This is a genomic window from Aeromonas sp. ZOR0002 (assembly GCF_963866995.1).
GTDB lineage: Bacteria > Pseudomonadota > Gammaproteobacteria > Enterobacterales > Aeromonadaceae > Aeromonas > Aeromonas caviae.
In genome coordinates this window covers 62,104-75,938 of the sequence record NZ_CAWMFQ010000398.1, presented here as the reverse complement: position 1 = coordinate 75,938, position 13,835 = coordinate 62,104, and the positions used below count along the sequence as shown (strand labels likewise).

The window sequence follows — 13,835 nt, the reverse complement described above, 5'->3', positions numbered from 1 at the left end:
CTAGGGCACCCGATGCAACACGTAATTGGGACATAGCCTTTTCATTGGGTCACACCATGCTGGCGCCGTCAGGAAAGCCCCCGCACATGTCCCGCCACCAAACGCAACCCAGCAAAAAGGGAGGCTTGCGCCTCCCTTTTCGGAACTCGGATATCGGAGCGACAATCAGTTGCTCTTCATCCAGATGTCCATTTCAGTTTTCAGGTTGTCGGACTTGGTGCCGAAGATGGCTTGTACACCGGAACCCGCCACCACCACACCGGCGGCACCCAGCTTCTTCAGACCAGCCTGGTCAACCTTGGCCACATCCTTCACACCGACACGCAGACGGGTGATGCAGGCGTCCAGAGAGGCGATGTTCTCTTTGCCACCGAAGGCGGAGACCAGTGCAGCAGACATCTCGTCCTTGCTTTGACCGGCAGAGGACTCTTGGGCAGCTTCGTCTTCACGACCCGGGGTTTTCAGGTTCATGGCACGGATGACCACGGTGAAGACCACGTAGTAGATGACCGCGTAGACCAGACCCAGACCCACCAGCAGCAGCATGTTGTCGGCACGCGGGGATTGCACCACGAAGTCGATGAAGCCGTTGGAGAAGGTGTGACCGTGAACGACACCCAGCATGTTGGTCAGGACATAGGCCAGACCTGCCAGCAGAGCGTGGATGGCGTACAGTACCGGGGCCACGAACAGGAAGGAGAATTCGATAGGCTCGGTGATACCGGTCAGGAAGGAGGTCAGGGCAGCAGAAGCCATGATACCTACGATCTTGGCGCGGTTTTCCGGCTTGGCGGAGTGCGCAATGGCAAACGCGGCAGCAGGCAGACCGAACATCTTGAACAGGTAGCCACCCGCCAGTTGACCGAAGCCGTTGCCGGCAGCACGGGAAGCGTCATCAGCAGTCAGGAAGCAGGTCATGATGCCGTGTACGGTTTCACCGGCGGCGTTGACGCAGGTACCAGCCTGATAGAAGAACGGCACGTTCCAGATGTGGTGCAGACCGAACGGGATCAGGGAGCGCTCAACCACGCCGTAGATACCGAAGGCCAGGACCGGGTTCTGGTTGGCAGCCCAGTCGGAGAAGGCACCGATGGCACCACCAATCGGCGGCCAGATGAAGGAGAGCACGACACCCAGACCGATGGAAACAAAACCGGTGATGATGGGCACGGCGCGCTTGCCAGCGAAGAAGCCGAGGTACTCTGGCAGCTGGATCTTGTAGAAGCGGTTGAACGCCCAGGCAGCCACGCCACCGGCGAGGATACCACCCAGCACACCGGTATCGATCTTCTCGACACCCATCACAGGCGCCATCACGGTCAGGGTGGCGGTCATGATGCCGTAGCCGACGATGGCGGACAGGCCGGAAACACCGTCGTTATTGGTGAAGCCAAGGGCGACGCCCACGGCGAACAGCAGAGCCATCTGGCCGAATACGGAACCACCGGCCTGCTCCATCAGTTGGGAGACGATTTCCGGCAACCAGCTGAAGTGGGCAGCACCCACCCCCAGCAGAATACCTGCAACGGGCAAGACCGATACGGGCAGCATCAGCGCCTTACCGACCTTTTGCAGATTAGAGAAAGCATTTTTTAACATGTGTGCGCTCCTGAATGGATTTTTTTCCGACAACGACTCAGGGCAGTTTATTGATGACGATGTGCTTCATCCGTCACTGCGCCAAGTGCGTTTTCCGGGTTGTTTATTTTGACCAGCAGAATATAACCCAGCGGGGGTGGAAATGCCTCTGTCGGAAACAAGGGAATAATAAATTTGGAGGAGAGATCACAAGATAATAAATAAGCAGAGAGGGGACTGTCTTGAATATTATTTCGTATTGTTATAGCTTCGCCGCAAAAAGAAATAAACCACTTCAAAATAAATCACAAAGAAACCAAATAATACCCAACGATACTTACTGTAACTGAATGTAACTTATTGCGGATTTATATTATCCAGTCTACCGATTAAAAAGGCCTCCAACAAGGGAGGCCTCCAATAAATATCGATTTTAATAAACCGAGATATTTAGTTCTTCTGTGAACGTTTCACTGCATCAATAAAGACCGATTTCGCCTTGGTTGAACCGGCGCGCTCGGCTTCATTCACGAGTTGCATCGCCTTGTCGATGTCACCGGCCTTCACCGCTTTCTCGATCTGGGCGTTGTAGAAGCTCTCGGTCTCGCTCAGCATGGCGGGAGTCGGTTTGCTCGGCTCTGCGGCAACGGCTGCCGTGGTGGCCGCCGTCGCAGCCACGGCAGTGGTAGCAGGCTTGGCCTGGCTCATCGCCACCTTGTCGGCGTATTCAGGCTTGAACACGGCTTCCAGGCCTTGTCCCTTGGCCATGTCCGTGACCTTTATCTGTACCAGACCCCAGGGCGAATGCGGGATCACGGGGTCCTTGATATCCGGCTCGACCGTGCCGTTGGCACGGGCAAAGGCCTTCGCGGGGTGCAAGATGGTGGTGCTGCCCGCCGTCTCGTTGGCCGGCGCATAGACCACCATATAGGTTTCAGTGGCGGGATTGCCCGGCATGCTGCGGTCCACGAACACACGCCCCTCAATCCTGTCGTTGTCGAGCAGGTGGGCTGGTTGATAGGCAAAGACCGACTCACCCAGCACGCGAGTCACCTTGAACTGGGCATCCAGCATGATCACCTTGGGAACCAGGACCGTCTTGCTGACCTGGGAGGCCAGGGTGATGGCCAGATTGCCGGTATTGGCCGGCAGACGATAAGCGGCAAAATAGCTCATGCCCTCGTCAAACTGATAACTGGGCTGCTTGCCGTCGATGGCCAGCAGCGTCTCGCCTTCCGGCAGGGAGACATAATTGAATTCGTTGAACCCTGTGCAACAACTGGTTGCCTGGGAGAGCGCCTGCTTGGCCTGATCGGCATTACTCAGAATGGAGGCGTGCTCCTGCACGGGCACCACCATGCTACCGGAACAACCGGCCAGCAGCGCGGTAACCATGGCCGCGATAGACATCTTTACCAGTTTCATTCTTCTTATCTCCATAACCCGGTTGCCACATCATGCGAAACAAAACTGCCCCCATAAGGGGGCAGTGACTAACTTAACTGAAGATATTGCTTACCACCAGGCTTCTGCTTGTACGCCAACCTGATAGGTGTCTTTGGAGGTGTTGCCTTCAAAGGCGTTCTGGTCTTCGGTGTTCTTCAGGTAGGTGGCGAACACGCGGATTTCCGGACGGGCCCAGAAGCTGGAGCCGGCAGACCAGGCCTGAGCCAGGGTCAGCTTGTAAGCGCCATCTTTGTCGGTGGTACCGGAAGTGGACTTGTTCTTGTCCTGGAAGTAGCCGCCTTCGAAGATGGTCTTGTTGAAGTCATCCCACTTGTACATCGGGCGAGCGACGACAGACATGGTTTCGTACTTGTCGTTACCGTTCCACATCTCGTTGCCTACACCGTAGACCAGCTGGTGACCCATCTCCCAGGAGTTGCCCATCGGGATGACGCCCCAGTTGATGATACGGTAGCCATCGGCACCGGCTTTGGCTTCGGCACCATACCAGGAACCGTCACCGTAGAAGGCCATGGTCTTGGAGTAGCCTTCGGTACCGTACTGCAGCACGGTCTTGTTGAAGCCACCGAAGATGCCTTGAGTCAGTTCGGCAGTCAGCATGACGCCGTTCTTCATGTTGTCGTTCTTCAGATCTTTCTGGGCGTCGGTCTCATTGACCAGGGCATACATGGCGCCCACTTCCAGAGAACCGTCCTGCCACAGCGGGATGCCGGCATAACGCACGTCCAGGGTGTTGACGTTCAGATCTTCGTTCTTCTGGTAAACCGGATCACCGTTGCCATCTACACCGGTCTGGGTGTACTGACCGAAGACATCACCCGCGCTGCGGTCGTTGCGGACCCAGGCCAGGGAGAGCTTGCCAGGACCAGCCTGGATGCCTTCGATACCGGCGCCGGCACCGGAGATGTTCCAGTAGTAGAAGTCAGAGATGTGGATGTCGTGACGTTGGTAGTAACGCTTACCGGCCCACAGGGTGGCTTCCGGCGCGAAGCCCAGCAGCCCCTTGGCTTGCACGTTGAACTGACGCAGGGCGAAGTCGGAGTCGCCGTTGCACTGCTTGGCATCGAAGTTACAGACGGTGCCGGTACCTTCCCAGTCGTTGGAGCCGTTGGACGCCATGGCGAACATGGAGTCTACGTAGAAAGTCTTGCCATCTTTGTTGAAGACTTCCTGACCCAGCTGGACTTCGCCGTAGGTATCATTTTCGTTACCCAGACGACCAACCTTGTTGACGTTGTATTTGACCATGTCCCCGTCACCGGAAACACCGACACCTGAACGGAAGTAGCCGTGGAAATCAACGGCGAAGGCGGCTTGGGAAGCCAGGGCTGCGGTTACTGCTGCAGCGATCGGGAGCCACTTTGCTTTCATTTTCATTTTCCTTATTCCCGCTGAGAGGAGTGTGATCCTGATATTCAAGTTCTTATCACCGGAAAAACGTTTTGGTGATAACCGAGGTCGATTATATGTACCCAAATTCCCTGCAAACATGAGCTGATTCACAAAACGATGACAAATCGCACGCCACCCACGACCACAGCAACAACAGGTCAATAAATTTGCATTTGTTGGCACCAATCACCCATGAAAAGCACAAAAAAGAAAAACAACAACCAAAGAAATCGCTTTCAGATATTAATTCGCGACGAGAGTTAAGTGATAAATCCGTGTCGCAGTAGCAAAAACATGACTGAAATCGCTTTCAATGCGGAACTTTTAATTTTTCAATTTGTCGTGGGTGATGATGAATATGGCCAACCGGTTATCATCATTGGCGAGAAAAATAACCGGACGAAAGAGAGGATATATTTGGAGGCTGAGGCGTGACGCCCCAAAAATAAAACACCCCCGTCAGCACACTCACGGAGGTGAATTTATTCTCGGAGAGAAGGGTCTGGCTACAGTCTATTTTCCCAGGTTTTCAACCAAGCCAGCGCTGCCACTTCAGGCTCATCTTCTACCGTCGCATCGATTTCCAGGTGCACAACCAGTGGCTCGGCAGCCAGCTCCTGCAACAGCGCATCCAGCGTTCGCCCCGCTCCGCAGAAGTGTTCATAGCTGCTGTCTCCCATGGCGATGAGGGCATAGCGCCATCCCTTCATATAAGGAGCACGATCGGCCAGGGCACTGGCAAAGGGCTGCAAATTGGGCGGTATATCCCCCTGCCCCGTGGTGGCGGTCACGATGAGCAGAAAGCGGGAGGCATCGATGTCGGTCAGCGCCGCGTCATCGAAGATCTGGCAGACATGGCCATCGGCTTGCAGGTGGTCACAGAGGGTCTCGGCCACCAGCATGGCAGAGCCGTAGACGGTGCCGACCAGGATGTCGATCTCGGCCATCAGAGACTCCTCAGGGACAGACATTGGGCCCGGCAAGACCGGGATGGGTAGGAAGAGCCCCCCTGAACAGGCGGGGGGCACGCGATTGCGCAGGCGATATCTCGTTGAGCCATAAGTCATTCCTCTGACGTACCTGGGTTACAGCATGCCACAGCCCGGTCAGAGGCAACAGATGGAAAGAGGCTCAGGCGCCGTAGTCTTGCTCGCTGGCAGGCCAGCCCAGACGGGCGAACAGACCCAGCACCTCGGGGCCCAGGGGCGCCTGGATCCGCATCGGCACCTTGAGCACCGGATGCTCGAAGCTCAGACGGTGCGCGATCAGCAGCAGGCGGTCGCACCCGTAGTGCTCGCGAAAGAAGCGGTTGTGCCGGCCATCCCCGTGGGTGGTATCACCAACGATGGGGTGGAACAGGTGATCCAGATGGCGGCGCAGCTGGTGCTTGCGCCCCGTCTTGGGAAAGAGGCGGACCAGGCTGTAGCGACTGGTGGGATGCTTCTTGGAGACGGCGAAGGGCAACTCGACCTGATGCAGACGACGAAACGCGGTCACCGCCTCCTGGGCGGGGCGATCCGGGTCGCTGAAGGCATCGGCAATCTTGTCCAGCTGCTCCTTGAGCGGATAGTCGATGAGCCCCTCTTCGGGGGCCCATCCCCGCACCAGTGCCAGGTACTCCTTGTGGACCTGACGGGCAGCAAAGGCCTCGGTCAGGGTGCGGGCCACGGCAGGATCGAGAGCAAACAGCAGCACACCCGAAGTGGGCCTGTCCAGTCGGTGCACGGGGTAGACATGACGACCCCCGATCAGATCCCGGGTCATCTGCATGGCGAAACGGGTCTCGGCCTTGTCGAGCCAACTGCGGTGCACCAGGAGACCGGACGGTTTGTTCACCGCCACCAGCCAGTCATCCTGATAGAGCAGAGTCGGCTGCAAGGCATCCGCTGTCCGGGTCTGCTCGTCCATCATTGTTCGACCACTTTGCCGGAGAGCAGCAGATCGAAACGGGCGATCAGACGAAGCAGGGCCTCGACCTCCGCCAGCTCCTCTTTATAGACCTCACTCGCCATGGGATAGAGGGAGACGCTGGTCGGCAGCGGTGCCTGCAGCAGCACCAGCTGCTCCATGCGCGGGATCAGCACGAACTGCAGCCACTGATCGAAACTCAGGGTATCGACACAGAACGGCAGCTCGCTTGCCAGCGCCTCGCTCCCCGGATGGTCGGCTTGCCAGCGTTCCAGACGTTGCAACTCGGCAGTCAGCTCTCCCAGCAGACCGGCAACCAGCAGATATTGATTCATCTCGCTCACTTCCTCATCGCGGGCCCGGTCTTCGACGGGGCCCCACTCAATACGGCCATCAAAAAGGGGCGCTACTATACACCGACCCCGCAATGGCTGCCATGTTGCCGTCACCTTCATCCCCTGCATCACCGCCTCTGGCTATCTGGTGCAGCCCCCTTATAATCGCCCGCATTATCTTCAAGCGGGATCTCTTCATGTCTTCCATCAACACCCTGACCGAGTTTCTGACCCAGGCCGATACCCAGTTCCAGCTGTTCGATCTGGGCCGCCAGGTGCGCCCGCTCCCCAGCGACCTCTTCGTGCGCATCGAGCAGCAGCAGGAGCCCTACCCCTGGCCGTTGCAGCAGCACGCCTGGCTCGGCGTGCACTTCTTCCAGCCAACCGAATCCAGGCACTACCTCTGGTTCCTCAAGTTCGCCCTCGATGAACGCGGCCTGCTCATCTCCAGCGGCCCCAAGCATTTCATGGATCAGGTGGTAGAGACTCTGGGCTACAAGCTCACCGGTGAACTGGACGAAGAGAAGGCCCAGCGTCTGGCGGACAACCCCTACACCTTCCGTCCGGCCGAGGCCAAGATGGCCGGTGTGCACGCCAAGCTGGCCCGCCAGCTGGAACAAGCCCCTTCCGCTTACTACGAGGCCCTCTGCCACTATCTGGCGGCGCCGGGGGAAGAGGGGTGGCAGGCACTGGGACTGCAAGGGTTTGCAGATCTCGCTGAGCGGCTGCAGGTTGAACGCAACCTGGCACTGGTCTGCAAGGCCTTGCCCATGCTGCCGCAGGCCCCCCTTTACGCCCTGTGCCAGAGCCTGGAGAACGCCCCCCTGCCCCCTGCCCTGCAAGGCGCATTGCTGGAGCGCATCGGCAAGGAGCAGGAGTGCGCCGAGCCTGACCCCGAAACCCTGGCCTATCTGTGCCGGGCACTGGCCTCCTGCCCGGGCAACGGACTGCGCACCAACAAGCTGCTGACCCTGCTGCAAACCCGGCCAAGTCCCTCCCTGCTCCTCGCCATCGCTGGCCGCCTCTGGCCCGATCTGAAACACCCCGAACTGCTCGGCCTGTTTCTGGAGCAGCTCGCCCTGCAACCCACCCAGTTCTTCAACCAGGTATTTGCCGAGCTCGTCACGCTACCGGCCTTGCGCAATGATATGCTGGCAAAACTGCGTGACCCCGAACGCAGCGAGGCCTTGGGTCTGGCCATCGGTCGCCTGTTCGCTGCCACCTAGGCCCGGCACGACGGCCCTGTTGCCTGGGGTGAACAGGGCCCCACACACATCACAGAAGGAACCCGCTGATGGGAGAAATGCTTGGGATCTTGCTGCTCGGCCTCGTTGGCTGGGCCTTCTGGCAACAGCGCCGCCAGGCGGAGCTGGCCTGGCAATACATGCGCCGCTACTGCCAGCACCATGACCTGCAACTGCTGTCGCTGGCGCGGACACACCGCGCCCTGGGGCACAAGCCCCTGCGCCTGCTCACCTACTACCAGTTCGAGTTCTCCAGCGACGGAGAGAGTCATTATCAGGGACAGCTCTGCATGCAGGGGCTGCATGTCGCCGGTGTCGAGCTGCCACCCCATCGTCTCCCCTCCTAGATTTGAGAGCACGGGGGCTGGCTATACTCTTCCACAGCCCCCTTCCAAGGAGTACCGACATGGAATTGCTCACCCATGACATGGCCGCCCTGTTTGCCCAGCTGGGGCTGGCCAGTGACGACATCAGCCAGCAGCGTTTTATCCGCAACCATCCCATCGATCGCCATACCCAGTTGCCCGACGCGCCGTTCTGGACGCCTTCCCAGGCAGGCTTTCTGCGCGATGCCCTCAGCCACGACGCCGACTGGGCGGAAGCCATCGACCAGCTGGATGTGATGCTGCGCCAGGGGACCTGATCCCCGCACTCCCGGCGGCCAGCGTTGGGTAGACGCGGAGCCGCCAATCCCCTCCCTCTCGCCACCCACGCCCTTCGCTCCGCTTTCCTGATGGACAGGCTTTGATTAAGCTCTGTGCCACTATCCACCCGCAGCAAGACGGCCGTGCAGGAGCCAAGATGTCAGCCCAAGAGATCATCCAGATAGCCAACGAACTCAGTGCCAGGGGGATCACCCCCTCTACCGCCATGGTCAAGGCCCGCCTCAGCCATCCCGTGCCCATGGCCGAGCTGCTCAAGGTGCTGAGCCAGTGGAAGCAACAACCCCAGCCCGCGTCGACAGCGCCCGCCCCCGCCATTGTCCCCGAGGCGCCCCCTTTGGCTACGGAAAGCGTCACTCTTCAGCAACTGAGCGAGCAGCTCGCCCGGCTGGAGCAGAAGGTCGATCGCCTCACCGATCTGCTGCTCAACCAGAAGCCGGATTGACCCATCGCCATGTATATCCTCGAACTCACCTTTGAGTGCTACCGCGATACCTCCCTCGGGGAGGCCGAACGGGCCATCGTCCACTACCTCGACATGCTGCGCTATCAGGGGCAGATCCTGGGGCGGGAGTTTCCCACCAGCATGCACGAAGGCTATTTCGTCAGCCGGGTGGTCTGCCCGGAGCAGGACAGCCTGCACCCTGACAACCAGAGCGAGCTGGTCACCCTTGCCGAGCAAGGTCTGCACCAGGCGGGCCTGCTCGCCCCCAAACTCCACCTGCAAGGGGCGGATCTGCTCTCGGACAGTACGGACCCGTGCGCAGAGCAGGGAGAGCGCCCCAGCTGGATGCTGCTCTACACCAGCTTCCTGCACAGTTGCTCCCCCCTGCGCTGCGGCGACCACTTCGCTCCCATCCCGCTCTATCGGCTGCCCGCCGTCGCCAACGGTGACCACAAGCAGATCATCAAGTGGCAGGAAGATTGGGAAGCCTGCGATCAGTTGCAGATGAACGGCTCCATCGCCGAACACGCCGCCCTACACGAAATCGGCGAGGTGGGCAGCCGCCTTCATCGCCGGGGCAGTAATCTCGCCAGACGGCTGGAGCTCCTGAGCGGCATCCCCACCTATTACTATCTCTACCGGGTAGGTGGCCTGAGCGCTGCCGAAGAGCGGGCTCGCCCCTGCCCTGGCTGTGGTGGCCCATGGGCGCTGGCCGCCCCCCTGCACGAGATCTTCGACTTCAGGTGCGAGCCTTGCAGGCTGGTCTCCAACCTCTCCTGGGACTTCAAGGAGTAGGAGCCTACCGCGCACAATGGCGCATTAAAAAGAGAGGGCCTTGTCAGGTGGCAAGGCCCTCTCTTTTGGGGCATCACTGGGGCAAGGTTTCCAGTCGCGCCAGAAAGGCCGGCAACGAGGGGGCCAGCGTCAGGCGCCGTCCGGTGTCCAGCCACTCCAGCCACACCTGGCCGCTCTCGTTATCGAGGGAGACCAGCGTCATCTCGTTGCGGGTCGTGGCAATGAAGAGTGAAGGGGATCGCTTCAACTTGCGCAGCATCAGCAGGTGGCCGATGAGGTTCTCCTTGAGCAGATCCAGATCGGCATCGTTCCACGGCAGGATGAGTTCGATGCGCAGCCCCTTGAAAGAGCAGGGCAGAGGGCGGCTGAACCAGTGACCAAACAGGGCGATGGCGCTGGGATGCAGGGTCAGCTCCAGGGCGTTCGCCATGGCCGTGAAGTCGGCTGCCTGCTCCCGCTGGAACGGACGCCAGGCGACCCGACCCTCCCTGGGTTCATCCAGCTCGCAAGGAGAGCGCCAGTCGGCCTCCCAGTCACACAGGGGCAGCCCCCGCCTTCCTTCGCCATCGCGCTGCCAGCGTAAAAAGAACTGCTCCAGGGCAGACAGGACTTGATCCGACATCGATATTCCCCACAATAGCGGCCTCTGATGGCCGCAAGTACCTGATCGAAAAATCGGGCCATTGCACCATCAAACCCCTTATCAGACAAGCGTGAGCAAACCAGCATGAGCAAACAAGAGAGATACGCCGGCGCCAGTGCGCTGCAAGGCCTGAGCCTGGGGCAGCAGTCAGCCTACATCAGCCAGTACACCCCGAGTCTGCTGCAGCCCGTGCCACGCAGCCTGAACCGCGACGATCTTGGCCTGAGAGGTGAACTGCCGTTCCAGGGGTGCGACGTCTGGACCCTGTATGAACTCTCCTGGCTCAATGCCAAAGGCAAGCCCGTGGTTGCCATCGGGGAGGTCTTTGTGCCGGCCACCAGCCCGAATCTCATCGAGTCCAAGTCGTTCAAGCTTTACCTGAACTCCTTCAACCAGACCCGCTGCGACTCCCTGGAGGCGGTGCAGGCGCTGCTGGTTCAGGACCTGAGTGGCTGTGCTGGTGCCCCGGTGAGCGTCACCCTCTTCACCCTCGACCAGGCCCCCCACCAGATAGCCCAGCTGCCCGGTGAGTGCATCGACAGCCTGGATATCGAGGTGGATAGCTACGAGTTTGACGAGACCCTGCTGCAAGGGGCCGCCGGTCACGAGATCGTGGAGGAGACCCTGCACAGCCACCTGCTCAAGTCCAACTGCCTGGTGACCAGCCAGCCGGACTGGGGATCCGTGGTGATCCACTATCGCGGCCCGCGTCTCGACCGGGAGAAGCTGTTGCGCTACCTCATCTCGTTCCGCCAGCACAACGAGTTCCACGAGCAGTGCATCGAGCGCATCTTTACCGATCTCAAGCACTTCTGCGCCCCGGAACAACTGACCGTCCATGCCCGTTACACCCGCCGCGGCGGCCTGGACATCAACCCCTTCCGCAGCGACTGGGAGCCGGTTCCGGCGAACCTGCGCCTCATTCGCCAGTAATCACCGGCGCCGCCATCCTGCGGGCTGCGGCCCGCTGCGCATCACCTCAGTAAACTCTGGACGGGCGGGGGTGGGCTTGGATAACATGCCTGCACCTCCGTGCCGTTCTTAATCCAATGAATCAACTGTTTTTTCTGGCAATGATGATGTCCTCCCTGTCGGCTCCTGATCTGGATCTGGCCAAGGAGCAGTTGTCCATCGACCTGCAGCAGGCCCAGACCCTAGTGCTGACCGATCCCGCCAGATGTGCCCAGATTGCCACCTCCTTCCTCGAACGCACGGCCAACAATCCCAAGCAGATCATCAGCAACCGTCAGGAGTACGGCTATCGCGAGCCGATGCTGAACTACGGTACCGCCACCCAGACCACGGGCGCCTATCTGCTCAAGGGGGAGTGTCTGCAGCAGCTAGGGCAGTTCGCCCCGGCACAGGAGTCCTTCGAGCAGGGCATCGCCATGGCCGAGAAAGAGCAGCAGTTCGAGCTGCAGGCCCATGGGCTCTATCTACTGGTTAGAAGCCGCAACCTGCAACAGCATACCCATGGCGCCGCGGCCCCCCTGCTCGACAAACTCGACAAACTGCTGGCCAATCCCGACCTCAAGGAGAGCCAGTTGCAGGTCTACAGCCGCTTGCTGCGCGTCAACGCCAGCATAGAGGAACGGCAATTCGATCTCGCCAAACAGCAGCTGGCCGAGACCCGCAAATGGGCGGATCACGCCAAACAGCCTCTGGCCAGGGCCTGGACCAGCGCCGTGGGCGGGGATCTCTATCAGGCTCTGGGTCAGCCCCAGCTTGCACTGGGGGAGTACATCGAAGCACAACAGCAAGCCAAGCCCCTGCAGGATCCCCTCTTCCTCGGCCTGCTCTCGAACCAGATGGTCAGCCTCTATCAGGAAGAGCAGGAGCCACAAAAAGCGCTGCAATACGCCAGCGAGGCGGCCAACTATTTTCATGCTCTCGGCAATCCTTCCATGCTGAGCGACGCCCTGATCGTGCTCGCCCGCCTCAACCGGGATCAGGGCGAGATGAACATGGCGCTGGTCTATTTCTTCAATGCCCTCGACCTGCTGGATGAGAGCAGCAACCGCACCCGCATCGCCCACCTCAAGTTCGAGATAGGCAAGACCTACCTGCAGACCGGCAATCTCAACCTGGCGCGAAACTACCTGAACGCCGCACGCCAGTCCCATGAGCTGGGGGATGACAAGGAGTCGCTCATCGACACCCTGCTGTTGCTGGGAGAGCTGCACCTCAAGCAGCAGGAGGCGGGCATCGCCATCCTGCAGTTGGAGAACGCCCTCACCCTGGCCAACCGGATTGGGGACATCCGGCGCCAGTTCGAGATCTTCCGCCTGCTCTCCGTCGCCTATGAGCAGAAGGGTTACCTCCAGCAGGCCCTGGAGAGCTACAAGAATTACCACCAGCGCAGCGAACTGGTTCGCCAGCAACAGCTAGCGCTGGAGCAGGAGGCGGTGCGCGACAACTACGCCCAGGTGGAGCGGGTGCAACAGGTCAAGGAGCTGGAGCAGCAACTCGACGCCAGCCAGCACCAGCAGGAGCGATACCTCTGGACCAGCGTCAGCACCGGGCTGCTGCTGGCACTCTTCATCTATCTGTTCTTCACCCTCTGGCTGAAACTGCGGGTCGCGCGCCTTCATGCCAAACAGCTGGGAGAGGCCCTGCTGGTAGAGCCGCGCAGCGGCTTGGCCAACTGGCAGCGACTGATGAGTCGCTGGCCGCGGGAGATGGCCAAGCGCCAGCAGAAATCCGAGCGCTGGTACCTGAGCGAACGCCCCACCAGCGAATTTGACGACAAGCTGCACTACCTGCTGTTCCGGGTTCCCTTCCTGATCAACAGCCTGGAGCAGCACGGCTATCAGGTCAGCCGCGAGATAGAGCAGGCCTTCGGCCGCTACGTCAACGAACTGACCCCGCAGGATGGCCGCATCTACGACCTGCGCGAAGGCCACCTGCTCTATGTGGTGCCCCAGCGCCACGTGGCCCAGTTGCATCAGCTGGCCCAGACCCTGCTCGACACCCTGGCAGCCTTCCCCTGCGAGCACCCGCTGGACAGGCGCATCAGCCTCGGCATCGTCAGTCATCCCTTCCTGCCCAAGGCGGCCATGGCCCTCGATCACCACGGCCTGTTCGATCTCTGCTACCTGGCCCTCTCGGGTGCCATTCAGCTCAGCGAAAAATGCCAGCAGAGCGTCTGGCTTGAGCTGGCTGCCATCGATTGCCAGCAGGCCGCATTTTTTAACGGAGATGTGTGGCAATGCTGCTTGATGGCAATTGACAAGGGACTGGTAAAAGTAAATTCTTCTCATGAAAAGCAATGGGTTAACTGGCTTGCGCTTTCACGGACGAAGGTTGCGGACAATCCGTGACAAAAAGGTACTCAACGGGGTCTTTGATTGGCTTTCTGTTGCTGGA

General features: G+C 59.8%; 15 protein-coding genes. 8 read left to right on the top strand and 7 right to left on the bottom strand.

The window, feature by feature from the left end:
- Positions 1-165 precede the first annotated feature (165 nt).
- The 3 genes from ptsG to AACR77_RS22810 all read right to left on the bottom strand — a co-directional run bounded on the left by ptsG (position 166) and on the right by AACR77_RS22810 (position 4,416).
- The gene (gene ptsG / locus AACR77_RS22820) at positions 166-1,599 is read right to left on the bottom strand and encodes a PTS glucose transporter subunit IIBC (protein ID WP_010673398.1); all 1,434 of its coding nucleotides are present in this window, start codon (positions 1,597-1,599) and stop codon (positions 166-168) included.
- A 429-nt stretch (positions 1,600-2,028) separates the two neighbouring features.
- Positions 2,029-3,003, bottom strand: coding sequence for a MalM family protein (locus tag AACR77_RS22815; protein ID WP_042877871.1), 975 nt, complete (start codon positions 3,001-3,003; stop codon positions 2,029-2,031).
- A 90-nt stretch (positions 3,004-3,093) separates the two neighbouring features.
- Positions 3,094-4,416, bottom strand: a complete 1,323-nt coding sequence (locus tag AACR77_RS22810) for a maltoporin (RefSeq protein WP_041214686.1) — start codon at positions 4,414-4,416, stop codon at positions 3,094-3,096.
- Positions 4,417-4,731: 315 nt separating this feature from the next.
- On the opposite strand from AACR77_RS22810, the gene AACR77_RS22805 reads away from it, so the two are divergent.
- On the top strand, positions 4,732-4,872 hold the full coding sequence (locus tag AACR77_RS22805) for a hypothetical protein (RefSeq protein ID WP_154109896.1): 141 nt from the start codon (positions 4,732-4,734) through the stop codon (positions 4,870-4,872).
- A 71-nt stretch (positions 4,873-4,943) separates the two neighbouring features.
- On the opposite strand, the gene AACR77_RS22800 is transcribed toward AACR77_RS22805, so the two are convergent.
- The 3 genes from AACR77_RS22800 to AACR77_RS22790 all read right to left on the bottom strand — a co-directional run bounded on the left by AACR77_RS22800 (position 4,944) and on the right by AACR77_RS22790 (position 6,680).
- The gene (locus AACR77_RS22800) at positions 4,944-5,384 is read right to left on the bottom strand and encodes a flavodoxin (protein WP_042877869.1); all 441 of its coding nucleotides are present in this window, start codon (positions 5,382-5,384) and stop codon (positions 4,944-4,946) included.
- A 184-nt stretch (positions 5,385-5,568) separates the two neighbouring features.
- Positions 5,569-6,345, bottom strand: coding sequence for a tRNA pseudouridine(65) synthase TruC (gene truC, locus AACR77_RS22795; protein ID WP_324046314.1), 777 nt, complete (start codon positions 6,343-6,345; stop codon positions 5,569-5,571).
- Complete coding sequence (locus AACR77_RS22790; RefSeq protein WP_010673392.1) at positions 6,345-6,680, bottom strand: YqcC family protein; 336 nt, start codon at positions 6,678-6,680, stop codon at positions 6,345-6,347. The genes truC and AACR77_RS22790 overlap by 1 nt, the downstream gene beginning before the upstream one ends.
- A gap of 197 nt (positions 6,681-6,877) precedes the next feature.
- Here AACR77_RS22790 and AACR77_RS22785 point away from each other — a divergent pair, with 197 nt between their 5' ends.
- The 5 genes from AACR77_RS22785 to AACR77_RS22765 all read left to right on the top strand — a co-directional run bounded on the left by AACR77_RS22785 (position 6,878) and on the right by AACR77_RS22765 (position 9,826).
- Positions 6,878-7,906 (top strand): DUF3549 family protein, encoded by a 1,029-nt coding sequence (locus AACR77_RS22785; RefSeq protein ID WP_042877867.1) that lies wholly within the window; start codon positions 6,878-6,880, stop codon positions 7,904-7,906.
- 68 nt (positions 7,907-7,974) lie between these two features.
- Positions 7,975-8,271 carry a DUF3301 domain-containing protein gene (locus AACR77_RS22780; protein WP_039039421.1) on the top strand — a complete coding sequence of 99 codons (297 nt, stop codon included), beginning with the start codon at positions 7,975-7,977 and terminating at the stop codon, positions 8,269-8,271.
- Positions 8,272-8,330: 59 nt separating this feature from the next.
- Entirely contained in the window at positions 8,331-8,567 is a 237-nt protein-coding gene (locus AACR77_RS22775; RefSeq protein WP_042877865.1) for a DUF2789 domain-containing protein, read from the top strand.
- Between the two features lie 158 nt (positions 8,568-8,725).
- Entirely contained in the window at positions 8,726-9,031 is a 306-nt protein-coding gene (locus AACR77_RS22770) for a DNA-binding protein (RefSeq protein WP_042877863.1), read from the top strand.
- 9 nt (positions 9,032-9,040) lie between these two features.
- Positions 9,041-9,826, top strand: a complete 786-nt coding sequence (locus AACR77_RS22765) for a Zn-ribbon-containing protein (RefSeq protein WP_042877861.1) — start codon at positions 9,041-9,043, stop codon at positions 9,824-9,826.
- A 73-nt stretch (positions 9,827-9,899) separates the two neighbouring features.
- On the opposite strand, the gene syd is transcribed toward AACR77_RS22765, so the two are convergent.
- Positions 9,900-10,448, bottom strand: coding sequence for a SecY-interacting protein (syd, locus tag AACR77_RS22760; RefSeq protein ID WP_039040699.1), 549 nt, complete (start codon positions 10,446-10,448; stop codon positions 9,900-9,902).
- A gap of 105 nt (positions 10,449-10,553) precedes the next feature.
- Here syd and queF point away from each other — a divergent pair, with 105 nt between their 5' ends.
- On the top strand, positions 10,554-11,402 hold the full coding sequence (gene queF, locus AACR77_RS22755) for an NADPH-dependent 7-cyano-7-deazaguanine reductase QueF (protein WP_042864268.1): 849 nt from the start codon (positions 10,554-10,556) through the stop codon (positions 11,400-11,402).
- Positions 11,403-11,518: 116 nt separating this feature from the next.
- Positions 11,519-13,789, top strand: coding sequence for a hypothetical protein (locus AACR77_RS22750; RefSeq protein ID WP_039040700.1), 2,271 nt, complete (start codon positions 11,519-11,521; stop codon positions 13,787-13,789).
- Positions 13,790-13,835 lie beyond the last annotated feature (46 nt).

Bases quoted from the DNA above. Each gene is read 5' to 3' on its own strand.
- ptsG (WP_010673398.1), bottom strand. From the start codon at position 1,599: ATGTTAAAAAATGCTTTCTCTAATCTGCAAAAGGTCGGTAAGGCGCTG.
- AACR77_RS22815 (WP_042877871.1), bottom strand. From the start codon at position 3,003: ATGAAACTGGTAAAGATGTCTATCGCGGCCATGGTTACCGCGCTGCTG.
- AACR77_RS22810 (WP_041214686.1), bottom strand. From the start codon at position 4,416: ATGAAAGCAAAGTGGCTCCCGATCGCTGCAGCAGTAACCGCAGCCCTG.
- AACR77_RS22805 (WP_154109896.1), top strand. From the start codon at position 4,732: ATGACTGAAATCGCTTTCAATGCGGAACTTTTAATTTTTCAATTTGTC.
- AACR77_RS22800 (WP_042877869.1), bottom strand. From the start codon at position 5,384: ATGGCCGAGATCGACATCCTGGTCGGCACCGTCTACGGCTCTGCCATG.
- truC (WP_324046314.1), bottom strand. From the start codon at position 6,345: ATGGACGAGCAGACCCGGACAGCGGATGCCTTGCAGCCGACTCTGCTC.
- AACR77_RS22790 (WP_010673392.1), bottom strand. From the start codon at position 6,680: ATGAATCAATATCTGCTGGTTGCCGGTCTGCTGGGAGAGCTGACTGCC.
- AACR77_RS22785 (WP_042877867.1), top strand. From the start codon at position 6,878: ATGTCTTCCATCAACACCCTGACCGAGTTTCTGACCCAGGCCGATACC.
- AACR77_RS22780 (WP_039039421.1), top strand. From the start codon at position 7,975: ATGGGAGAAATGCTTGGGATCTTGCTGCTCGGCCTCGTTGGCTGGGCC.
- AACR77_RS22775 (WP_042877865.1), top strand. From the start codon at position 8,331: ATGGAATTGCTCACCCATGACATGGCCGCCCTGTTTGCCCAGCTGGGG.
- AACR77_RS22770 (WP_042877863.1), top strand. From the start codon at position 8,726: ATGTCAGCCCAAGAGATCATCCAGATAGCCAACGAACTCAGTGCCAGG.
- AACR77_RS22765 (WP_042877861.1), top strand. From the start codon at position 9,041: ATGTATATCCTCGAACTCACCTTTGAGTGCTACCGCGATACCTCCCTC.
- syd (WP_039040699.1), bottom strand. From the start codon at position 10,448: ATGTCGGATCAAGTCCTGTCTGCCCTGGAGCAGTTCTTTTTACGCTGG.
- queF (WP_042864268.1), top strand. From the start codon at position 10,554: ATGAGCAAACAAGAGAGATACGCCGGCGCCAGTGCGCTGCAAGGCCTG.
- AACR77_RS22750 (WP_039040700.1), top strand. From the start codon at position 11,519: ATGAATCAACTGTTTTTTCTGGCAATGATGATGTCCTCCCTGTCGGCT.